The following is a 21,136-nucleotide window of genomic DNA, read 5'->3' on the forward strand; positions in this document are numbered from 1 at the left end:
TACATAGCTCCTGCAATATATTGAATTTGCATGATTTTGTAGGTCGAATAAGGCGTTCACGCCGCATCCGGCATCAACAACGAGCACTTTATCAACAATCTGAAGCGGCCTGGTCAGCCGCTTCTTAATTTACCGGATGTTCCGGCACAAGAAGAATTACTTCTTCTTCGCTTTCGGGTTCGGCAGGTCGGTGATGCTACCTTCGAATACTTCTGCTGCCAGGCCCACAGACTCGTGCAGAGTCGGGTGCGCGTGGATGGTCAGCGCGATGTCTTCAGCGTCACAACCCATTTCGATCGCCAGACCGATTTCACCCAGCAGCTCGCCGCCGTTGGTACCGACAATCGCGCCACCGATCACACGGTGAGATTCTTTGTCGAAAATCAGCTTGGTCATACCGTCTGCGCAGTCGGAAGCGATAGCACGACCAGAAGCAGCCCACGGGAAGGTGGCGGTTTCGTAGCTGATGCCTTTCTCTTTTGCTTCTTTCTCAGTCAGACCCACCCATGCAACTTCTGGTTCGGTATAGGCGATGGACGGGATAACTTTCGGATCGAAGTAGTGTTTTTGACCGGCGATAACTTCAGCGGCAACGTGACCTTCGTGAACACCTTTGTGTGCCAGCATCGGCTGACCGACGATATCGCCGATAGCAAAGATGTGCGGCACGTTAGTGCGCAGCTGTTTGTCAACGCGGATGAAACCACGGTCGTCCACTTCCACGCCAGCTTTGCCTGCGTCGAGGTTTTTACCGTTCGGCACACGACCAATCGCTACCAGCACGGCGTCGTAACGCTGCGGTTCAGCGGGTGCTTTTTTGCCTTCCATCGTCACATAAATACCGTCTTCTTTCGCTTCAACGGCGGTAACTTTGGTTTCCAGCATCAGGTTGAATTTCTTGCTGATACGCTTGGTGAAGACTTTAACGATGTCTTTGTCCGCCGCCGGGATAACCTGGTCGAACATTTCAACCACGTCAATCTGTGAACCCAGCGCGTGGTATACGGTACCCATTTCCAGACCGATGATACCGCCACCCATTACCAGCAGGCGTTCTGGTACTTCTTTCAGTTCCAGCGCGTCAGTGGAGTCCCAGATACGCGGATCTTCATGCGGAATAAACGGCAGTTGGATCGGGCGAGAACCCGCTGCAATGATCGCGTTGTCGAAGTTGATCACGGTTTTACCGTTCTCACCTTCAACTTCCAGGGTGTTAGCCCCGGTAAATTTACCCAGACCGTTGACCACTTTGACTTTACGGCCTTTCGCCATACCAGCCAGACCACCGGTCAGCTGATTGATCACTTTCTCTTTCCAGGTACGAATCTTGTCGATATCGGTTTTCGGTTCGCCGAAGACGATACCGTGTTCAGCCAGCGCTTTGGCTTCTTCGATAACTTTTGCTACGTGCAGCAGTGCTTTAGAAGGGATACAGCCGACGTTCAGGCAAACACCACCAAGGGTGTTGTAACGTTCTACGATTACGGTTTCCAGACCTAAATCAGCGCAACGGAAGGCAGCGGAGTAACCTGCGGGGCCTGCCCCAAGTACCACGACCTGAGTTTTGATTTCAGTACTCATCATGACCTCTATATATTTATCTCCGGCGGTCATACCCGTCGTCTTTCAGGCCGCAGCGGCGTTAGCTTCACGCCCTCACCCCAGTCACTTACTTATGTAAGCTCCTGGGGATTCTGGCGCTTGCTACCTTGCTGCACCCAGAAATCCATAGGGTATGTGAAGTAATACCCTAACCACCACCGGGTCGTTCTATCCGTCGGTATTTTACAAAATTGTTAACAATTTTTAAACAACAAACGGCAACCGATTTGTCTATTCGCTAATAATCTCAATACATTCATGAGATTACCAGAAAAAAGCCGGCCGTTGGGCCGGCTCTTTTATTTACATCACCAGACGGCGAATATCAGACAGCGTGTTGTTAATGATGGTAATGAAACGGGCACCATCAGCACCGTCGATCACGCGGTGGTCGAAGGAGAGAGAAATCGGCAGCATCAGACGCGGCACGAACTCTTTACCATTCCACACCGGCTCCATCGCGGACTTGGAAACGCCGAGGATAGCCACTTCCGGCGCATTCACAATCGGCGCGAAGTGGGTAGTACCCAGGCCGCCGATGCTGGAGATGGTAAAGCAACCGCCCTGCATTTCGCCGGCAGTCAGCTTACCGTCACGCGCTTTCTTAGAAATAGTCATCAGCTCGCGAGACAGCTCGATGATGCCTTTCTTGTTGACGTCTTTGAATACCGGAACAACCAGACCGTTCGGGGTATCCACCGCCACACCGATGTTGATGTATTTCTTCAGGGTCAGACGCTGACCGTCTTCCGACAGCGAACTGTTGAAGCGAGGCATCTGCTCAAGAGCTGCAGCAACGGCTTTCATGATGAAGACAACTGGGGTTATCTTCACATCCAGCTTACGTTTCGCTGCTTCTTCGTTCTGCTGTTTACGGAACGCTTCCAGCTCGGTGATATCAGTTTTGTCGAAGTGGGTAACGTGCGGGATCATCACCCAGTTACGGCTCAGGTTAGCACCAGAAATTTTCTGAATGCGGCCCAGTTCCACTTCTTCGATTTCACCAAACTTGCTGAAGTCCACCTTCGGCCACGGCAACATGCCAAGGATACCGCCGCCAGTCGCTGCCGGAGCCGCTTCTGCACGTTTGATAGCTTCTTTCACGTAAGCCTGAACGTCTTCGCGCAGAATACGACCTTTACGGCCAGTGCCCTTCACTTTCGCCAGGTTAACGCCGAATTCGCGTGCCAGACGGCGGATCAGCGGAGTCGCGTGAACGTAAGCGTCGTTTTCAGCAAATTCAGATTTGCCTTCGGCTTTCGCAGCCGGTGCTGCTGCCGGGGCTTCAGCTTTTGCTGCCAGAGCCGGCGCTGCCGCTTCCTGTTTCGCTGGAGCTGCCGCAGGCGCTGCGCCTTCAACTTCGAAGATCATAATCAGCGAACCAGTTTTCACTTTATCGCCAACGTTGACTTTCAGTTCCTTCACGACGCCAGCAAACGGAGCCGGAACTTCCATAGAAGCTTTGTCGCCTTCTACGGTGATCAGTGACTGTTCAGCGGCAACTTTGTCGCCCACTTTCACCATCACTTCGGTCACTTCAACTTCGTCACCGCCGATATCCGGAACGTTAACTTCTTTCACGCCAGCTGCAGCCGCTGGTGCTGCTGCCGGAGCCGCTTCCTGTTTAGCTGCTGGAGCTGCCGCGCCTGCTGCACCCGCGACTTCGAAGACCATAATCAGCGAGCCGGTAGACACTTTGTCACCCACGTTCACTTTGATCTCTTTCACGGTGCCAGCAAACGGAGCCGGAACTTCCATAGAGGCTTTATCGCCTTCTACGGTGATCAGCGACTGCTCAGCTTCAACTTTGTCGCCCACTTTCACCAGAATTTCGGTCACTTCGACTTCGTCGCTGCCGATATCCGGAACGTTAACGTCTTTTGCTGCCGCAGCCGCGGGTACTGCTGCCGGAGCTGCTTCTTTCTTCTCTTCTGCCTGAGCAGGTGCAGCGTCTGCTGCACCGTCGGCGGAATCGAAAATCATAATCAGTGCGCCGGTCTGGGTTTTATCGCCAACAGAGACTTTGATCTCTTTAACGATACCCGCCTGCGGAGACGGAACTTCCATAGAGGCTTTGTCGCCTTCTACGGTGATCAGCGACTGTTCGGCTTCAATTTTGTCGCCCACTTTGACCAGGATCTCGGTGATTTCAACTTCATCAGCCCCGATGTCCGGTACTTTGATTTCGATAGCCATTATTCTTTTACCTCTTACGCCAGACGCGGGTTAACTTTATCTGCATCGATGTTGAATTTGGCGATTGCGTCAGCAACCACTTTCTTATCGATTTCGCCACGTTTAGCCAGTTCGCCCAGCGCCGCTACAACCACGTAGGAAGCATCAACTTCGAAGTGGTGACGCAGGTTCTCACGGCTGTCGGAACGACCGAAGCCATCAGTACCCAGTACGCGGTAGTCGTCAGCAGGTACGTAAGTACGGACCTGCTCAGCGAACAGTTTCATATAGTCGGTAGATGCCACTGCCGGAGCGTCGTTCATCACCTGAGCGATATACGGAACGCGCGGAGTTTCCAGCGGGTGCAGCATGTTCCAGCGCTCACAATCCTGACCATCACGCGCCAGTTCAGTGAAGGACGTTACGCTATAAACGTCAGAACCTACGCCGTAATCTTTCGCCAGGATCTGTGCTGCTTCACGGACGTGACGCAGGATAGAACCGGAGCCCAGCAGCTGAACTTTACCTTTGCTACCTTCAATGGTTTCGAGTTTGTAGATACCTTTACGGATACCTTCCTCAGCACCTTCCGGCATTGCCGGCATGTGGTAGTTTTCGTTCAGCGTGGTGATGTAGTAGTAAACGTTCTCTTGTTTTTCACCGTACATACGCTCCAGACCGTCATGCATGATGACAGCAACTTCGTAAGCGTAAGCCGGGTCGTAAGAGATACAGTTCGGAATAGTCAGCGACTGAATGTGGCTGTGACCATCTTCGTGCTGCAGACCTTCGCCGTTCAGGGTGGTACGACCGGAAGTACCGCCGATCAGGAAGCCACGCGCTTGCTGGTCGCCAGCCGCCCAGCACAGATCGCCGATACGCTGGAAGCCGAACATCGAGTAATAGATGTAGAACGGAATCATCGGCAGATTGTTGGTGCTGTAAGAGGTCGCCGCTGCCAGCCAGGAACAACCTGCGCCCAGCTCGTTGATCCCTTCCTGCAGAATCTGACCTTTCTCGTCTTCTTTATAGTAAGCAACCTGCTCGCGGTCCTGCGGGGTGTACTGCTGACCGTTCGGGCTGTAAATACCAATCTGACGGAACAGACCTTCCATACCGAAAGTACGCGCTTCGTCGGCGATGATCGGCACAAGCCTGTCTTTGATCGACTTGTTCTTCAGCATCACGTTCAGGCCGCGAACGAAAGCGATAGTGGTAGAGATCTCTTTGCTCTGCTCTTCCAGCAGCGCACCGAAGTCTTGCAGGCTCGGCAGCTCCAGCTTCTCGGTGAAGTTCGGCTGACGGCTTGGCAGATAACCGTGCAGTTTCTGACGCTGAGCGTGCAGATAGGTATGCTCTTCAGAACCTTCCGGGAAGGTGATGTACGGCAGTTTTTCGATATCCGCATCAGACACCGGCACATTAAAACGGTCGCGGATGTGACGCACGCCGTCCATGTTCATTTTCTTAACCTGGTGCGCGATGTTTTTACCTTCAGCCGCATCGCCCATGCCGTAACCTTTAATGGTATGAGCAAGGATTACTGTCGCTTTGCCTTTGGTTTCCTGCGCTTTCTTGAATGCAGCGTAGATTTTCTTCGGATCGTGACCACCACGGTTCAGTGCCCAGATCTGCTCGTCAGTCCAGTCTGCAACCAGTGCTGCGGTTTCAGGATATTTACCGAAGAAGTGTTCACGAACGTACGCACCATCTTTCGATTTGAAGGTCTGGTAGTCACCGTCAACGGTTTCGTTCATCAGCTGGATCAGTTTACCGCTGGTATCTTTACGCAGCAGTTCATCCCAACGGCTACCCCACATCACTTTGATCACGTTCCAGCCAGCACCTTCGAAGATGCCTTCCAGTTCGTTGATGATTTTGCCGTTACCGGTGACCGGGCCGTCAAGACGCTGCAGGTTACAGTTGATAACGAAGACCAGGTTATCCAGTTTTTCACGGGTAGCGATGGTGATCGCACCTTTGGATTCCGGTTCGTCCATTTCACCGTCGCCGAGGAACGCGTAAACGGTCTGTTTAGAGGTATCTTTCAGGCCACGGTGTTCCAGATATTTCAGGAATTTAGCCTGGTAAATAGCACCAATCGGACCCAGACCCATAGATACGGTCGGGAACTGCCAGAATTCCGGCATCAGTTTCGGGTGCGGATAGGAAGAGAGGCCATTGCCGTGAACTTCCTGACGGAAGTTATCCAGCTGCTCTTGAGTCAGACGACCTTCCAGGAAAGCACGTGCGTAAACGCCCGGGGAGATGTGGCCCTGGAAGTAAACCAGGTCGCCGCCATCCTGCTCGTTACGTGCACGGAAGAAGTGGTTAAAGCACACATCATAAATGGTTGCGGAAGACTGGAAGGACGCCATGTGGCCGCCCAGTTCGAGGTCTTTTTTCGACGCACGCAGAACCGTCATGATGGCGTTCCAGCGGATAGCTGAACGAATACGGCGTTCCAGTTCCAGATTACCCGGATACTCCGGTTGTTCTTCAACGGGGATGGTGTTGATGTAGTTGCTGATACCGGTGCCTGCGGCTACGTTGACTCCGCCTTTGCGGGCTTCAGCAAGCAGTTGGTCGATCAGATACTGAGCACGCTCAACACCTTCTTCACGGATGACCGATTCGATCGCCTGGAGCCAGTCGCGAGTTTCGATCGGATCCACGTCATTTGGGAAACGTTCTGACATGGGTTATTCCTTATCTATCTAATAACGTTGAGTTTTCTGGAACCTGTCCCATTGAACTCTCGCCGGAAAGCCCAATAAGACAGGTTCTACGTTTAGTTGCCGCGCTTTTATATGCGCTTGATTTACAACATCTTCTGGATAATTTTTACCAGAAAAATCACTAATTCTTTCGTTGCTCCAGACGACGCAGAGAACGCTCACGGCGACTCTCTTCACGGCTTCTGTCGAGCAAAATTTCTTCGATAAAGGCCAGATGGCGATGCGATGCTTCGCGCGCTTCTTCCGGCTTACCGGCCATAATCGCTTCGAATATGCGGGTGCGGTGACTACTCACCAGCGGCAGCATCTCGCGACGCGAATAGAGCAATTCGAAGTTCTGACGGACATTCTGGGCCAACATCGGCTCCATACACCTTAGCAGATGAAGCAAAACCACATTGTGGGCCGCTTCGGTGACGGCAATCTGATACTGGAGTACGGCGTTTGATTCCGCGTCCAGATCGCCAGACTGCTGCGCCAGTTCTATGGCGTGGTGGAGTTCACGGATGCGTTCCTTGTCTTCATCGGTACTACGCAGCGCGGCGTAATAAGCGGCGATACCTTCCAGGGCGTGTCGTGTTTCGAGCAAGTCATACTGTGATTCAGGATGGTCGGAGAGCAGCTCCACCAGCGGATCGCTGAAGCTTTGCCAGAGGCTGCTCTGAACAAACGTGCCGCCACCCTGGCGACGAAGCAACAAGCCCTTCGCTTCGAGACGTTGAATCGCCTCACGCAATGAGGGACGGGATACATCGAACTGTTTTGCCAGTTCGCGTTCCGGTGGGAGTTTTTCACCCGGGCGGAGAGTGCCTTCGAGGATCAAAAACTCCAGTTGCTGCTCAATCACATCGGAGAGTTTTGGTTGGCGGATTTTGCTGTAGGCCATGAGTTCCTGTCTTAAGCCACTTGCCGAAGTCAATTGGTCTTACCAATTTCATGTCTGTGACGCTAAAGTAACAAAGTATTCACCTTATGTCCATACAGGTTTTGATTGAAATCATGAAACTGTGCACATTTTAACAACTTGACATATATAACGTTTCAAAGTTGTAACTATGCACAAATGTAGACTTTACGTAGGAAAGTGATTTTTTAACGATTATTAAACTATAAAAATCCGAATTGAACCGATTCACTTACCAATTTTTCGATTTTTAATTCAATTAAAATGAATTTATATTCATTTTATATATTGAGCGGATTTGAGGCTGATCTTTACAAACGGTTCCTTTTTAAGCAACTCATCTTCAACCATGCATAAAGCGGGTGCATTCGCTGCCGCATACCATTATTCTTGATCTGACGGAAGTCTTTTTGTAACAATTCAAACGTCCTTAATGTAAACAAATTAATACAACAAACGGAATTGTAAACTTACACACGCATCATTGCGTAGATCAAAAAAACAATCACCGCACGAGGTTTCATGATGGAAGGTCAACAGCACGGCGAGCAGCTAAAGCGCGGCCTTAAAAACCGCCATATTCAGCTTATCGCGCTGGGTGGCGCAATAGGAACCGGGCTATTCCTGGGAAGCGCCTCCGTAATACAGTCCGCAGGGCCAGGGATTATCCTGGGTTATGCCATTGCAGGTTTTATCGCCTTTCTGATCATGCGTCAGCTAGGTGAAATGGTGGTCGAAGAACCTGTCGCAGGCTCCTTCAGCCACTTTGCTTATAAATACTGGGGCAGCTTTGCCGGATTCGCTTCTGGCTGGAACTATTGGGTACTGTACGTTTTAGTTGCCATGGCAGAACTTACAGCTGTCGGCAAATACATTCAGTTCTGGTATCCGGAAATCCCCACCTGGGCTTCTGCCGCCGTATTCTTTGTGGTGATCAACGCCATCAACCTGACCAACGTAAAAGTGTTTGGCGAGATGGAGTTCTGGTTTGCCATTATCAAAGTTATCGCGGTGGTGGCGATGATCATCTTCGGCGGCTGGCTGCTGTTCAGCGGCAACGGCGGCCCGCAGGCGACCGTTAGCAACCTGTGGGCTCAAGGTGGCTTCCTGCCGCACGGCTTCACCGGGCTGGTGATGATGATGGCGATTATCATGTTCTCGTTCGGTGGTCTGGAACTGGTGGGGATCACCGCTGCAGAAGCTGATAACCCGGAGCAAAGCATCCCGAAAGCAACTAATCAGGTTATCTACCGCATCCTGATTTTCTACATTGGTTCGTTAGCCGTTCTGCTCTCACTGATGCCGTGGACACGCGTTACCGCTGACACCAGCCCGTTTGTGCTGATCTTCCACGAGTTAGGCGATACCTTTGTGGCAAATGCGCTGAACATCGTGGTACTGACGGCTGCGCTCTCCGTGTACAACAGCTGCGTATATTGCAACAGCCGTATGCTGTTCGGTCTGGCACAACAGGGTAACGCACCGAAAATGCTCGCTTCCGTCGATAAACGCGGCGTACCAGTAAATACCATTCTGGTATCTGCGCTGGTTACGGCATTGTGCGTACTGATTAACTACCTTGCCCCAGAGTCCGCTTTCGGACTGTTAATGGCGCTGGTGGTTTCTGCACTGGTTATTAACTGGGCGATGATTAGCCTGGCACATATGAAGTTCCGTCGCGCTAAGCAAGAACAAGGTGTGGTAACTCGTTTCCCTGCCCTGCTCTATCCGCTGGGTAACTGGATCTGCCTGCTGTTTATGGCGGCGGTACTGGTGATAATGCTGATGACGCCGGGGATGGCGATTTCGGTTTACCTGATCCCGGTATGGCTGGTTGTGTTAGGTATAGGTTATCTGTTCAAAGAGAAAACCGCAAAAGCCGTAAAAGCACATTAATCTCTCTACGCCCTCACCCGTTCTGGGTGAGGGCAGCAATATTTACACCAATGTCCCGTAAATCGTCAGTAGCGCAATCACCACCACAACCACGAACGAGGTTTTCTTCGCCATTGAAACCGCTGCTTTCGGTGTCTCAACCTTATCGACATGCGGTTCACGCGCCAGAGAGAACTGTGCCAGACGCGTTAACACCTGGTATTGCGATGTATGGAAATCGGTCAGTGAAGCAAACCAGGCTGGTAACGCTTTCTCACCGTGACCAATCAAGGCATAAACTACGCCCGCAAGGCGAACTGGCACCCAATCCACTACATGAAGCACGGCATCAACCCCCGACTGTAAGCGATGATGCGGCGTCTGGTAGCGCGCCAGCCAGTATTGCCATGCACGCAAGAATGCATAGCCCATCAGGGTAACGGGTCCCCAGATACCGCCTACAATTAGCCAGAACAGTGGCGCAAGGTAAAAACGAAAGTTAATCCACAACAGGGCATTTTGCAGTTCACGCAAAAACTCACGCTCATCGCAGCCTGCGGGGACGCCATGAATCATGGTTAACTCGCCAGCCATCGTGGAACGGGCATGGCTGTCGTTACGAGAAGCTGCGGTCAGATAAGCATGATAATGGAGACGAACTTTTCCTGCGCCAATACACAACAAACCAATCAACAGCCACACCACCAGCGTCGGGACGTTGAACAATAACCCATGCAACGCGCGCAACAGTAAAAAGGTCGCCCCCATCGCGATAATGGTCATCCCTAATGTGCGCCCCAGCGAAAAATGTTTCACCCGACGGAAAAACGCCTCGAGGCGGTGATCAAGCTGCCAGTGCTCGCCCAACTTAAACAGGCGCTCGAAAATTAACACCAGTAAGGTTGTAAACAGCGTCATGTTGTCTCCTTGCTGACTAGGGCGCGAAACCGTGCCCAATCAAAGGCAGGGCCGGGATCGGTTTTACGCTCCGGCGCAATATCACAATGGCCCGTCATGTTATTAACGATATCGGGATAGCGATCAATCAGTGCCCGCGTGACCGCCGCCAGTTGCTGATACTGCGCATCGGTATAAGCCAGCGTATCAGTGCCTTCCAGCTCAATCCCAATAGAGAAATCATTACAGCGTTCGCGCCCCTGATACACGGAAACACCCGCATGCCAGGCGCGTTTATCGAAAGGAACATACTGGACAATTTCACCATCACGGCGAATCAAACAGTGAGCGGAGACGCGTAAATGGGCAATCTCTGCAAAGAAGGGATGAGCCTGCGGATCAATAGTTCCGGTGAATAATGCATCAATCCACGGACCGCCAAACTCGCCTGGCGGCAGGCTAATATTGTGCACCACCAGCAAGGTGGGAGTTTCGTCATCCGGGCGACAATCGTAATGTGGTGAGGGAACGCGGCGCGCGCCGACCAGCCACCCCTGTTCTAACAACATGCAGGATCTCCTTATATGTGGTGCTAATACCCGGTTCAGAGTAGCATGTTTCTACCTTATGATTCGTTAGCTATCTGGAGTTTTAACATGCCGCCTCGCCGCTATAACCCTGACACCCGACGTGACGAGCTGCTGGAACGCATTAATCTCGATATCCCCGGCGCGGTGGCTCAGGCGCTGCGAGAAGATTTAGGCGGAACAGTCGATGCCAACAACGACATTACGGCAAAACTTTTACCGGAAAATTCACGCTCTCATGCCACGGTGATCACCCGCGAAGAAGGCGTATTTTGTGGTAAACGCTGGGTTGAAGAAGTGTTTATTCAACTGGCAGGCGACGATGTCACCATTACCTGGCATGTGGATGACGGTGATGTCATTAACGCCAATCAACTCCTTTTCGAACTCGAAGGCCCATCTCGCGTGCTGTTAACCGGCGAACGTACTGCGCTTAATTTTGTACAAACTCTTTCTGGCGTAGCCAGTAAGGTTCGCCACTATGTTGAGTTACTGGAAGGCACCGATACGCAGTTGCTGGATACGCGAAAAACCTTACCCGGCCTGCGTTCTGCCCTGAAATACGCGGTACTTTGCGGCGGCGGGGCTAACCATCGTCTGGGGCTTTCTGACGCCTTCCTGATCAAAGAAAACCATATTATTGCCTCCGGCTCAGTGCGCCAGGCGGTCGAAAAAGCGTCCTGGCTGCACCCGGATGCGCCAGTAGAAGTTGAAGTCGAGAATCTGGAAGAACTTGATGAAGCACTGAAAGCAGGTGCCGATATCATCATGCTGGATAACTTCGACACAGAACAGATGCGCAAAGCCGTTAAACGCACCAACGGCAAGGCGCTGCTGGAAGTGTCTGGCAACGTCACCGACAAAACGCTACGCGAGTTTGCTGAAACGGGCGTGGACTTTATCTCCGTCGGAGCGCTAACTAAACACGTACAGGCACTCGATCTTTCAATGCGTTTTCGCTAATTGCTGACAGATTTATCCGCTCCATCGCGGGCGGATAATCTCCCCTTCCCCAACTTTCTTCGTAACGCCTCGCAAATTTTCTGTCTTTCGCTGCAACGTAATAAAAAACCTCGGAAGCCGCCTTCCCGTTTCGTTTTTTGCCCCTCGCCTGTGCTGATGGCGTTTGCCAAAGTAGCGCCAACCAAATCAAGGAGCGAGACAGATGGACAAGCAACGCGGTTTTACACTTATCGAACTGATGGTGGTTATTGGCATCATTGCCATTTTAAGCGCCATTGGTATTCCCGCTTATCAAAACTACCTGCGCAAAGCCGCACTTACCGACATGCTACAAACCTTTGTGCCTTACCGTACCGCCGTAGAATTGTGCGCGCTGGAACATGGCGGACTGGACACCTGCGACGGCGGCAGCAATGGCATCCCCTCGCCTACCACCACCCGCTATGTTTCAGCCATGAGTGTGGCAAAGGGCGTGGTGTCGCTGACCGGGCAAGAGAGTCTCAATGGGCTAAGCATCGTTATGACACCCGGTTGGGATAACGCTAACGGTGTCACCGGCTGGACGCGCAACTGCAATATTCAAAGTGACAGCGCATTGCAGCAAGCCTGCGAAGATGTCTTCCGCTTTGATGACGCCAACTAAGGAGCGGCGATGAATATTTCACAGCTCACCGCCCTGTGTTTGCGTTACCAGGGGGTCTTACTGGATGCCAGCGAAGAAGTGGTTCATGTTGCGGTGGTCGATGCCCCCTCACATGAGTTGCTGGACGCATTGCATTTCGCTACCACCAAACGTATTGAGATCACCTGCTGGACGCGCCAACAGATGGAAGGTCACGCCAGTCGCAAACAACAGACATTGCCCGTAGCCGTTCAGGAGAAACATCAGCCTAAAGCAGAATTGCTGGCTCATACGTTGCAATCTGCACTGGAACAACGCGCGTCAGATATTCATATCGAACCAGCGGACAATAGCTATCGTATCCGCTTACGTATCGACGGCGTGCTGCATCCTTTACCTGATGTTTCACTGGATGCCGGAGTCGCTTTAACCGCCAGGTTAAAAGTGCTTGGAAGCCTGGATATTGCGGAACATCGCCTGCCGCAGGACGGGCAATTCACTGTCGAACTGGCCGGGAACGCCGTCTCATTTCGTATTGCTACCTTGCCATGTCGCGGCGGTGAAAAGGTGGTATTACGGTTGTTACAGCAGGTGGACCAGGCGCTGGATGTCAACACGCTGGGAATGCAACCATCACAACTGACGGACTTTACCCACGCGTTGCAGCAACCACAGGGACTGGTGCTGGTAACTGGCCCTACCGGCAGCGGCAAAACAGTCACGCTGTATAGCGCACTGCAAACGCTGAATACCGACGATATTAATATTTGCAGCGTGGAAGATCCGGTTGAGATCCCCATCGCCGGGCTAAACCAGACACAAATCCATCCGCGTGCCGGACTCACCTTTCAGGGCGTTTTGCGTGCGTTATTGCGCCAGGATCCTGACGTCATCATGATCGGAGAGATCCGCGATGGCGAAACGGCAGAAATTGCCATTAAAGCCGCGCAAACGGGTCATCTGGTATTGTCCACGCTACACACCAACTCCACCTGCGAAACGCTGGTGCGTTTACAGCAAATGGGCGTTGCTCGCTGGATGCTCTCGTCGGCCCTCACTCTGGTAATAGCCCAGCGCCTGGTACGTAAACTTTGTCCGCATTGCCGCCAGCAGCAAGGGGAACCGATCCGCCTTCCGGACAATGTATGGTCATCTCCGCTGTCCCGCTGGCAGGCACTGGGTTGTGAACATTGCTACCACGGTTTTTATGGTCGTACCGCCTTGTTTGAAGTCCTGCCCATTACACCAGCCATACGCCAGCTTATTTCCTCTAATACTGAAGTTGAATCGCTGGAAACGCACGCCAGGCGGACAGGTATGCGCACACTTTTTGAAAACGGCTGCCTGGCCGTGGAACAAGGCTTAACCACCTTTGAAGAGTTAATCCGCGTGCTGGGGATGCCACATGGCGAATAAGCAACTCTGGCGATGGCATGGCATAACCGGCGACGGCAATGCGCAAGATGGGATGCAATGGTCAGAGAGCCGTGCTTTGCTGCTTTTGGCTCTACAGCAGCAAAGGGTTACCCCACTAAGCCTGAAGCGAATCGCCATCAATTCTGCGCATTGGCGAGGAGATAAAAGCGCGGAAGTCATTCATCAACTGGCGACGCTACTTAAAGCCGGGTTAACGCTTTCTGAAGGGCTGGCACTGCTGGCTGAACAGCATCCAAGTAAGCAATGGCAGGCATTGTTGCAATCGCTGGCGCACGATCTCGAACAGGGCATTGCCTTTTCCAGTGCCTTATTACCCTGGTCAGAGGTATTTCCGCCGCTCTATCAGGCGATGATCCGCACGGGGGAAGTGACCGGTAAGCTGGATGAATGCTGTTTTGAACTGGCGCGTCAACAAAAAGCCCAGCGCCAGTTGGCCGACAAAGTGAAATCAGCGTTGCGTTATCCCATCATCATTTTAGCGATGGCAATCATGGTGGTTGTGGCAATGCTGCATTTTGTTCTGCCGGAGTTTGCCGCTATCTATAAAACCTTTAACACCCCACTACCGATACTAACGCAGGGGATCATGACGCTGGCAGACTTTAGTGGCAAATGGGGCTGGCTGCTGATAGTGCTCGGCTTTCTGCTGGCGATAGCCAACAAACTGCTGATGCGTCGCCCTACCTGGCTTATTGCGCGGCAGAAATGGTTATTACGCATCCCAATAATGGGAGCCCTCATGCGGGGACAAAAACTCACGCAGATCTTTACGATTCTGGCGCTGACACAAAGTGCAGGGATTATTTTTTTGCAGGGAGTGGAGAGCGTAAGGGAGACGATGCGCTGCCCGTACTGGGCGCAACTTCTGACACAAATTCAGCATGATATCAGTAACGGTCACCCCATCTGGCTGGCGCTAAAAAATACGGGGGAGTTTAGCCCGCTCTGTTTGCAGTTAGTGAGGACAGGAGAGACATCCGGGTCGCTGGATCTCATGCTGGAGAATCTTGCCCATCATCATCGGGATAACACGCTGGCGCTGGCAGATAACCTTGCCGCCTTACTGGAACCGGCGTTGCTGGTCATTACTGGAGGAATTATCGGTACGTTGGTGGTGGCAATGTATCTGCCAATTTTCCATCTGGGCGATGCGATGAGTGGGGTGGGATAATGCTGGCGTGTTGCTCCACGCCAGCATTGGGAGATTACAGATTATTGAAGATGCGGTTTTCTTGTTCCAGTACGCGGATAAACGTGGTGCGTTTGGTCAGCTCTTTCAGGCGTGAAGCCCCAACGTAAGTGCAGGCTGAACGCAGACCGCCTAAAATATCACGCGCGGTATTTTCAACCGGGCCTCGCAGTGGCAGCTTAACGGTTTTACCTTCTGCAGCGCGATATTCCGCAACGCCGCCAACGTGACGTTTCATCGCAGACTCGGAGCTCATACCGTAGAACAGCATAAATTTCTCGCCGTTCTCTTCAACAATACGGCCGCCGCTCTCTTCGTGACCAGCCAGCATTCCGCCAAGCATTACGAAATCGGCACCGCCACCAAAAGCTTTAGCCACATCGCCCGGTGTGGTACAGCCGCCATCGCTGACGATCATCCCGCCCAGACCGTGCGCGGCATCGGCGCATTCGATCACCGCAGAAAGCTGCGGATAACCGACGCCCGTTTTCACGCGAGTTGTACAAACAGAGCCAGGACCAATGCCAACTTTAACGATATCGGCACCGGAGAGGATAAGCTCCTCACACATTTCGCCAGTTACCACATTGCCTGCACAAATAGTTTTGGTCGGCCACGCTTCACGCGCCTTCGCCACAAACTGCACGAAGTGCTCGGAATATCCATTCGCAACATCAATACAAACGAAGTTTAATGCCGGATTCAGATCGAGAATTTGTTTAGTTTTTTCGAAATCGGCATCCGACGTGCCGGTAGAAACCATCACATGTTTCAGCACATCAGCAGAAGAATTGTTGATAAACGCTTGCCACTCTTCAACAGAGTAATGTTTATGTACAGCGGTCAAAATATCGAAAGAAGCCAGTGCCGTAGCCATACTAAAAGTGCCTACGGTGTCCATATTTGCGGCGATAATCGGCACGCCGGACCAGCTTTGACCTGAATGTTTGAAGGTGAATTGACGTTCCAGTTCAACATCGGAACGGCTTTTAAGGGTAGAGCGTTTAGGGCGGATGAGGACGTCTTTAAAACCTAACTTCAGATCTTCTTCGATACGCATGTGCAGATTCCTGGGGTTAATGGCTGTAAGGGTAAGAGCGCAACTCCAGTGACGCTATCATACGCACTAATCGATATGGCGCAAGACTGCGAAATTGTCTTTTTTTACGCTACAATCCCATAAATTTACCTGGTAAATAGTGGGCGAACGTTTCATCAATTTCGCTTTCGCGCGCTCTTTATTAACATTTTGATAATCATGATGAATTCCCAGGAATATATATTATGAGGTATACAGTTGCCTTAACAGGCGGCATTGGCAGTGGCAAGAGTACCGTTGCAAATGCATTTGCTGACCTCGGAATTAATGTCATTGATGCCGATATTATTGCACGTCAGGTGGTTGAACCGGGTACACCTGCACTGCGTGCCATTGCTGAACACTTTGGCGCGGATATGATTGCTGCTGATGGAACATTGCAACGTCGCGCCTTGCGCGAGCGGATCTTTGCCTATCCGGAAGAGAAAAACTGGCTTAATGCCCTGCTGCATCCTCTGATTCAGCAGGAGACGCAACGCCAGATCCAGCAAGCAACGTCACCTTATGTGTTATGGGTTGTGCCATTGCTGGTAGAAAACTCACTGTATAAAAAAGCGAATCGAGTGCTGGTGGTGGATGTCAGCCCAGAAACGCAGCTTAAGCGCACCATGCAGCGCGATGATGTTACTCGCGAGCATGTCGAACAAATTCTTGCTGCCCAGGCAACGCGCGAAGCCCGTCTTGCGGTGGCAGATGACGTCATTGATAATAACGGCACACCAGATGCTATTGCATCAGATGTTGCCCGCCTGCACGCACACTATTTGCAGCTCGCGTCGCAGTTTGTCTCACAGGAAAAAACTTAATGCAGACCCAGGTCCTTTTTGAACATCCACTAAATGAAAAAATGCGTACATGGCTGCGCATTGAGTTTTTAATTCAACAACTCACCGTAAATTTGCCTATTGCTGACTACGCTGGTGCTCTGCATTTCTTCCGTAATGTTAGTGAATTGCTGGATGTGTTCGAGCGTGGAGAAGTTCGTACCGAACTACTGAAAGAGCTGGAACGTCAACAGCGTAAACTCCAGACCTGGATTGGTGTGCCTGGCGTGGACCAGACCCGTATTGAAGCATTAATTCAGCAGTTGAAGGCCGCAGGTAGCGTACTGATTTCCGCGCCGCGTATCGGGCAATTTCTGCGTGAAGACAGGATGATTGCCCTGGTGCGCCAGCGTCTGAGCATTCCCGGCGGTTGTTGCAGCTTTGATTTACCTACGTTGCATATCTGGTTGCATTTACCCCAGTCGCAGCGCGACAGTCAGGTAGAAACCTGGATTGCCAGCCTGAGCCCGCTGACACAGGCACTTACAATGGTGTTGGATTTGATTCGTCAGTCGGCACCGTTCCGCAAACTGACCAGTCTGAACGGTTTTTATCAGGATAACGGCGAAGACGCCGATTTGTTACGCCTGAATCTGGCACTCGATTCACAGCTTTACCCGCAAATATCCGGTCATAAGAGCCGTTTTGCGATTCGCTTTATGCCGCTGGACAGTGAAAATGGACAAGTACCGGAACGTCTGGATTTCGAACTGGCTTGTTGCTAAGGAGTAAAAATGTCAGAAACTATTACGGTGAATTGCCCCACCTGCGGGAAAACGGTGGTGTGGGGTGAAGTCAGCCCATTTCGGCCATTTTGTTCCAAACGCTGCCAGTTGATCGACCTCGGAGAATGGGCTGCTGAAGAAAAACGAATCCCTAGCAGTGGCGATCTTTCTGAGAGCGATGACTGGAGCGAAGAGCCAAAGCAGTGACATTTGTCCGATGCCGCACGTAGGCCTGATAAGACGCGCCAGCGTCGCATCAGGCATCGTGTGTAAATGTCGGATGCGGCGTAAACGCCTTATCCGACCTCCAGACACTTAAGCTTCGCAATTACCGGTTCATTGGCTGGCGGAAAATCTTCTGCATCGAGGCTGGCCAGCGCCATCCACTCACCGGGCTGTCCCTCTTTCCCCCACGGTTCTCCTTCCCAGCTTTCGACCAACCAGAACCACAGTGTGATATGCCTGTCAGAGAACTGATATTCCAGCTTTTCAAACAGCGAAAAACGTTGCGGGGTAACCCCGACTTCTTCCTGAAGCTCCCGTACCATCGCTTGTTCTGCCGTTTCTCCCATTTCTATTTTACCGCCCGGAAACTCCAGCTTATTTGCCATGTGCGCATCTGCGGCGCGACGGGTTATAAAGATTTCGTTGTTTTCGTTGCGAATAATACCTACCGCGATTTGCAGTTTTTTCATTGTCTTAAGCCTATAAAAAAGGCGCAGAATCCTGCGCCTTTTATTTCAACACTTAGCTTTTATTGCAGGCGACCATGGCACTGCTTGTATTTTTTACCAGAACCGCATGGGCAAGGATCGTTACGTCCAACTTTACGATCGCCGGTTTGCGCAGCCAGCGCAGCTGCGGCTGCAGAGTCGTCATCCTGATGGCTAAGCTGCTGCATTTGCGCTAAACGCTCAGCTTCCATACGACGCTGCTGCTCCAGCTCTTCAACTTCTTCCGGCATGCGTACTTGTACTTTGCTTAACGTGCTGATGACTTCATATTTCAACGATTCCAGCATCGCCGCAAACATGGAGAACGATTCACGTTTGTATTCCTGCTTCGGATCTTTCTGCGCATAGCCACGCAGGTGGATACCCTGACGCAGATAGTCCATCGCCGCCAGGTGCTCTTTCCACAGGGAGTCCAGCGTTTGCAGCATCACCCCTTTCTCGAAGTGACGCATCATCTCAGCGCCAACCACTTCTTCTTTACGGTGATACACTTCGATGGACTGCTCCAGGATACGCTCACGCAGCGTCTCTTCATGCAGTTCTGGCTCTTTGTCCAGCCACTCGGCAATCGGCAAATCAAGGTCGAAGTCGTTTTTCAGACGTTCTTGCAAACCTGGAATGTCCCACATTTCTTCCAGTGACTGTGGCGGAATGTAGGCATCGATGGTTGCTTTGAACACATCTTCACGAATGCTGTTGATGGTTTCGCTCACATCGCTGACATCCAGCAGTTCGTTACGCTGGGAGTATATGGCACGACGCTGATCGTTAGCTACGTCATCGTATTCCAGCAGCTGTTTACGAATGTCGAAGTTACGGCTTTCAACTTTACGCTGAGCATTGGCAATTGCTTTAGTTACCCACGGATGCTCAATGGCTTCACCGGGTTTCATACCCAGTTTACGCATCATGCCGGATACTCGGTCAGAGGCAAAAATACGCATCAGCGCATCTTCCATCGACAGGTAGAAACGGGAAGAACCGGCATCACCCTGACGACCAGAACGGCCACGCAGCTGGTTATCGATACGACGAGATTCGTGACGCTCGGTACCGATGATATGCAGGCCACCTGCTTCCAGTACCGCGTCGTGACGCACCTGCCAGTCGGCTTTAATTTTTTCAATTTGCTCAGCGGTCGGGTTTTCCAGCGCGGCAACTTCTGCCTGCCAGCTACCACCAAGCACGATGTCAGTACCACGACCCGCCATGTTGGTCGCGATGGTCACTGCTGCCGGATAGCCCGCCTGAGCAACGATTGCCGCTTCGTTGGCGTGGAATTTAGCGTTCAGAACGTTGTGTTTGATACCAGCTTTGGTCAGCTCGTTTGATACCAGTTCCGATTTTTCGATTGAAATAGTACCCACCAGCACTGGCTGGCCTTTCGCAGTACGTTCTTTGATATCTTCAATGATCGCCTGAATTTTTTCCGCTTCGGTCATGTAGACCAGATCCGGCAGATCTTTACGAATCATCGGGCGGTTGGTCGGAACGACTACAGTATCCAGCTTGTAGATGGAACTGAATTCGAAAGCTTCGGTATCAGCCGTACCGGTCATCCCCGCCAGTTTTTCATACAGACGGAAGTAGTTCTGGAAGGTGATCGAAGCCAGTGTCTGGTTTTCGTTCTGAATCTGTACACCCTCTTTTGCTTCCACAGCCTGGTGCAGGCCATCAGACCAGCGACGGCCCTGCATGGTACGACCAGTATGTTCGTCAACGATGATAACTTCACCATCTTTAACGATGTAATCGACGTCGCGGGTAAACAGCGCGTGAGCACGCAGCGCCGCCGTTACGTGGTGCATCAGCATAATATTGGCCGGAGAGTACAGCGACTCACCTTCATCCATAATGCCTTCTTTCACCAGCAGCTCTTCAATAAGCACCAGACCACGTTCGGTCAGGTTCACCTGGCGAGATTTTTCATCCACCGAGAAGTGGCCTTCGCCCTGGAAGGTTTCGGAGTCTTCTTTTTCCTGACGGATCAGGTACGGAATGATTTTGTTTACACGCTTATACATTTCCGAACTGTCTTCCGCCGGGCCGGAAATGATCAGCGGTGTACGCGCTTCATCGATCAGGATGGAGTCCACTTCGTCCACCAGCGCATAGTGCAGTTTACGCTGTACACGTTCTTCAGGGCTGAACGCCATGTTGTCGCGCAGGTAGTCAAAGCCGTATTCGTTGTTCGTACCGTAAGTAATGTCAGCCGCGTAAGCTTCACGCTTTGCCGGTGCTGGCATGCCCGGCAGGTTGATGCCGACGGTCAAGCCGAGGAATTCAAACAGCGGACGGTTGTTTTCGGCGTCACGTTGCGCCAGGTAATCGTTGACGGTAACAACGTGCACGCCTTTACCGGTTAATGCGTTCAGGTAAGCAGGCAGCGTTGCGGTCAGGGTTTTACCTTCACCTGTACGCATTTCCGCGATGCAACGTTCATTAAGAACCATACCGCCGAGCAGCTGTACGTCGAAGTGGCGCATGCCAAAAACACGCTTACTGGCTTCACGCACGACAGCGAAGGCTTCCGGAATCAAGTTTTCCAGCACTTCGCCTTTTTCCAGACGCGCGCGGAACTCTGCCGTTTTTCCTTTCAGTTCTTCGTCGGAGAGTTTTTCAATCTCCGGTTCCATGGCATTGATAATGTTGACGACTTTGCGCATCCGGCGCAGGGTACGATCGTTACGACTACCGAAAACTTTAGTTAATAATTTGATTAGCATAATAAAATCTCAAACACCCCGCATTGCGGAGTAAATAAA

General features: G+C 51.8%; 17 protein-coding genes. 8 read left to right on the forward strand and 9 right to left on the reverse strand.

Annotation, left to right across the window (positions count from 1 at the left end):
• Nucleotides 1-156 precede the first annotated feature (156 nt).
• From lpdA to pdhR, 4 genes are all read right to left on the reverse strand, one after another.
• Nucleotides 157-1,581 carry a dihydrolipoyl dehydrogenase gene (lpdA, locus tag FEK43_RS04375; protein ID WP_130205068.1) on the reverse strand — a complete coding sequence of 475 codons (1,425 nt, stop codon included), beginning with the start codon at nucleotides 1,579-1,581 and terminating at the stop codon, nucleotides 157-159.
• Between the two features lie 324 nt (nucleotides 1,582-1,905).
• Nucleotides 1,906-3,798 carry a pyruvate dehydrogenase complex dihydrolipoyllysine-residue acetyltransferase gene (gene aceF, locus FEK43_RS04380; protein ID WP_135406056.1) on the reverse strand — a complete coding sequence of 631 codons (1,893 nt, stop codon included), beginning with the start codon at nucleotides 3,796-3,798 and terminating at the stop codon, nucleotides 1,906-1,908.
• Between the two features lie 14 nt (nucleotides 3,799-3,812).
• Entirely contained in the window at nucleotides 3,813-6,476 is a 2,664-nt protein-coding gene (gene aceE, locus FEK43_RS04385; protein ID WP_135406055.1) for a pyruvate dehydrogenase (acetyl-transferring), homodimeric type, read from the reverse strand.
• A gap of 160 nt (nucleotides 6,477-6,636) precedes the next feature.
• Nucleotides 6,637-7,401, reverse strand: a complete 765-nt coding sequence (pdhR, locus tag FEK43_RS04390; RefSeq protein WP_000331776.1) for a pyruvate dehydrogenase complex transcriptional repressor PdhR — start codon at nucleotides 7,399-7,401, stop codon at nucleotides 6,637-6,639.
• A gap of 540 nt (nucleotides 7,402-7,941) precedes the next feature.
• On the opposite strand from pdhR, the gene aroP reads away from it, so the two are divergent.
• Entirely contained in the window at nucleotides 7,942-9,315 is a 1,374-nt protein-coding gene (aroP, locus tag FEK43_RS04395) for an aromatic amino acid transporter AroP (protein WP_165383261.1), read from the forward strand.
• Nucleotides 9,316-9,357: 42 nt separating this feature from the next.
• Here aroP and ampE read toward each other — a convergent pair whose 3' ends face one another.
• Together ampE and ampD are read right to left on the reverse strand one after the other, a co-directional pair.
• On the reverse strand, nucleotides 9,358-10,212 hold the full coding sequence (gene ampE, locus FEK43_RS04400; RefSeq protein ID WP_000171986.1) for a beta-lactamase regulator AmpE: 855 nt from the start codon (nucleotides 10,210-10,212) through the stop codon (nucleotides 9,358-9,360).
• Nucleotides 10,209-10,760 (reverse strand): 1,6-anhydro-N-acetylmuramyl-L-alanine amidase AmpD, encoded by a 552-nt coding sequence (gene ampD / locus FEK43_RS04405; RefSeq protein ID WP_130259638.1) that lies wholly within the window; start codon nucleotides 10,758-10,760, stop codon nucleotides 10,209-10,211. The genes ampE and ampD overlap by 4 nt, the downstream gene beginning before the upstream one ends.
• An 87-nt stretch (nucleotides 10,761-10,847) precedes the next feature.
• On the opposite strand from ampD, the gene nadC reads away from it, so the two are divergent.
• The 4 genes from nadC (at nucleotide 10,848) to hofC (ending at nucleotide 14,971) form a co-directional block, all read left to right on the forward strand.
• Entirely contained in the window at nucleotides 10,848-11,741 is an 894-nt protein-coding gene (gene nadC, locus FEK43_RS04410) for a carboxylating nicotinate-nucleotide diphosphorylase (RefSeq protein WP_130204942.1), read from the forward strand.
• 202 nt (nucleotides 11,742-11,943) lie between these two features.
• On the forward strand, nucleotides 11,944-12,384 hold the full coding sequence (gene ppdD, locus FEK43_RS04415; RefSeq protein ID WP_130204940.1) for a prepilin peptidase-dependent pilin: 441 nt from the start codon (nucleotides 11,944-11,946) through the stop codon (nucleotides 12,382-12,384).
• A 9-nt stretch (nucleotides 12,385-12,393) separates the two neighbouring features.
• Nucleotides 12,394-13,779: a type II secretion system protein GspE gene (gene gspE / locus FEK43_RS04420; RefSeq protein ID WP_130259637.1), complete on the forward strand. Its 1,386-nt coding sequence runs from the start codon at nucleotides 12,394-12,396 to the stop codon at nucleotides 13,777-13,779.
• Nucleotides 13,769-14,971, forward strand: coding sequence for a protein transport protein HofC (gene hofC, locus FEK43_RS04425; protein WP_135406054.1), 1,203 nt, complete (start codon nucleotides 13,769-13,771; stop codon nucleotides 14,969-14,971). Before gspE ends, hofC begins: the two co-directional genes overlap by 11 nt.
• Before the next feature lie 34 nt (nucleotides 14,972-15,005).
• Here the strand turns inward: hofC and guaC are convergent, their stop codons facing one another.
• On the reverse strand, nucleotides 15,006-16,049 hold the full coding sequence (gene guaC, locus FEK43_RS04430) for a GMP reductase (RefSeq protein ID WP_130204936.1): 1,044 nt from the start codon (nucleotides 16,047-16,049) through the stop codon (nucleotides 15,006-15,008).
• 224 nt (nucleotides 16,050-16,273) lie between these two features.
• On the opposite strand from guaC, the gene coaE reads away from it, so the two are divergent.
• From coaE to yacG, 3 genes are read left to right on the forward strand one after another with little or no spacing between them, the layout of a single operon-like run.
• Nucleotides 16,274-16,894 (forward strand): dephospho-CoA kinase, encoded by a 621-nt coding sequence (coaE, locus tag FEK43_RS04435; protein WP_130221628.1) that lies wholly within the window; start codon nucleotides 16,274-16,276, stop codon nucleotides 16,892-16,894.
• Entirely contained in the window at nucleotides 16,894-17,637 is a 744-nt protein-coding gene (gene zapD, locus FEK43_RS04440) for a cell division protein ZapD (protein WP_130217398.1), read from the forward strand. Before coaE ends, zapD begins: the two co-directional genes overlap by 1 nt.
• Nucleotides 17,638-17,646: 9 nt before the next feature.
• Complete coding sequence (gene yacG / locus FEK43_RS04445) at nucleotides 17,647-17,844, forward strand: DNA gyrase inhibitor YacG (RefSeq protein ID WP_000005046.1); 198 nt, start codon at nucleotides 17,647-17,649, stop codon at nucleotides 17,842-17,844.
• Between the two features lie 89 nt (nucleotides 17,845-17,933).
• On the opposite strand, the gene mutT is transcribed toward yacG, so the two are convergent.
• Entirely contained in the window at nucleotides 17,934-18,332 is a 399-nt protein-coding gene (gene mutT, locus FEK43_RS04450; protein WP_131161244.1) for an 8-oxo-dGTP diphosphatase MutT, read from the reverse strand.
• A gap of 59 nt (nucleotides 18,333-18,391) precedes the next feature.
• Complete coding sequence (secA, locus tag FEK43_RS04455; RefSeq protein ID WP_130204928.1) at nucleotides 18,392-21,097, reverse strand: preprotein translocase subunit SecA; 2,706 nt, start codon at nucleotides 21,095-21,097, stop codon at nucleotides 18,392-18,394.
• Between the last annotated feature and the right edge of the window lie 39 nt (nucleotides 21,098-21,136).

It is taken from the genome of Escherichia sp. E2562, assembly GCF_005781075.1.
Classification (GTDB): Bacteria; Pseudomonadota; Gammaproteobacteria; order Enterobacterales; family Enterobacteriaceae; genus Escherichia.

Coding starts and splice junctions, on each gene's coding strand:
- yacG (WP_000005046.1), top strand. CDS start 17,647: ATGTCAGAAACTATTACGGTGAATTGCCCCACCTGCGGGAAAACGGTG.
- hofC (WP_135406054.1), top strand. CDS start 13,769: ATGGCGAATAAGCAACTCTGGCGATGGCATGGCATAACCGGCGACGGC.
- ampD (WP_130259638.1), bottom strand. CDS start 10,760: ATGTTGTTAGAACAGGGGTGGCTGGTCGGCGCGCGCCGCGTTCCCTCA.
- ppdD (WP_130204940.1), top strand. CDS start 11,944: ATGGACAAGCAACGCGGTTTTACACTTATCGAACTGATGGTGGTTATT.
- pdhR (WP_000331776.1), bottom strand. CDS start 7,401: ATGGCCTACAGCAAAATCCGCCAACCAAAACTCTCCGATGTGATTGAG.
- coaE (WP_130221628.1), top strand. CDS start 16,274: ATGAGGTATACAGTTGCCTTAACAGGCGGCATTGGCAGTGGCAAGAGT.
- aroP (WP_165383261.1), top strand. CDS start 7,942: ATGATGGAAGGTCAACAGCACGGCGAGCAGCTAAAGCGCGGCCTTAAA.
- nadC (WP_130204942.1), top strand. CDS start 10,848: ATGCCGCCTCGCCGCTATAACCCTGACACCCGACGTGACGAGCTGCTG.
- aceE (WP_135406055.1), bottom strand. CDS start 6,476: ATGTCAGAACGTTTCCCAAATGACGTGGATCCGATCGAAACTCGCGAC.
- lpdA (WP_130205068.1), bottom strand. CDS start 1,581: ATGAGTACTGAAATCAAAACTCAGGTCGTGGTACTTGGGGCAGGCCCC.
- ampE (WP_000171986.1), bottom strand. CDS start 10,212: ATGACGCTGTTTACAACCTTACTGGTGTTAATTTTCGAGCGCCTGTTT.
- zapD (WP_130217398.1), top strand. CDS start 16,894: ATGCAGACCCAGGTCCTTTTTGAACATCCACTAAATGAAAAAATGCGT.
- guaC (WP_130204936.1), bottom strand. CDS start 16,049: ATGCGTATCGAAGAAGATCTGAAGTTAGGTTTTAAAGACGTCCTCATC.
- aceF (WP_135406056.1), bottom strand. CDS start 3,798: ATGGCTATCGAAATCAAAGTACCGGACATCGGGGCTGATGAAGTTGAA.
- secA (WP_130204928.1), bottom strand. CDS start 21,097: ATGCTAATCAAATTATTAACTAAAGTTTTCGGTAGTCGTAACGATCGT.
- mutT (WP_131161244.1), bottom strand. CDS start 18,332: ATGAAAAAACTGCAAATCGCGGTAGGTATTATTCGCAACGAAAACAAC.
- gspE (WP_130259637.1), top strand. CDS start 12,394: ATGAATATTTCACAGCTCACCGCCCTGTGTTTGCGTTACCAGGGGGTC.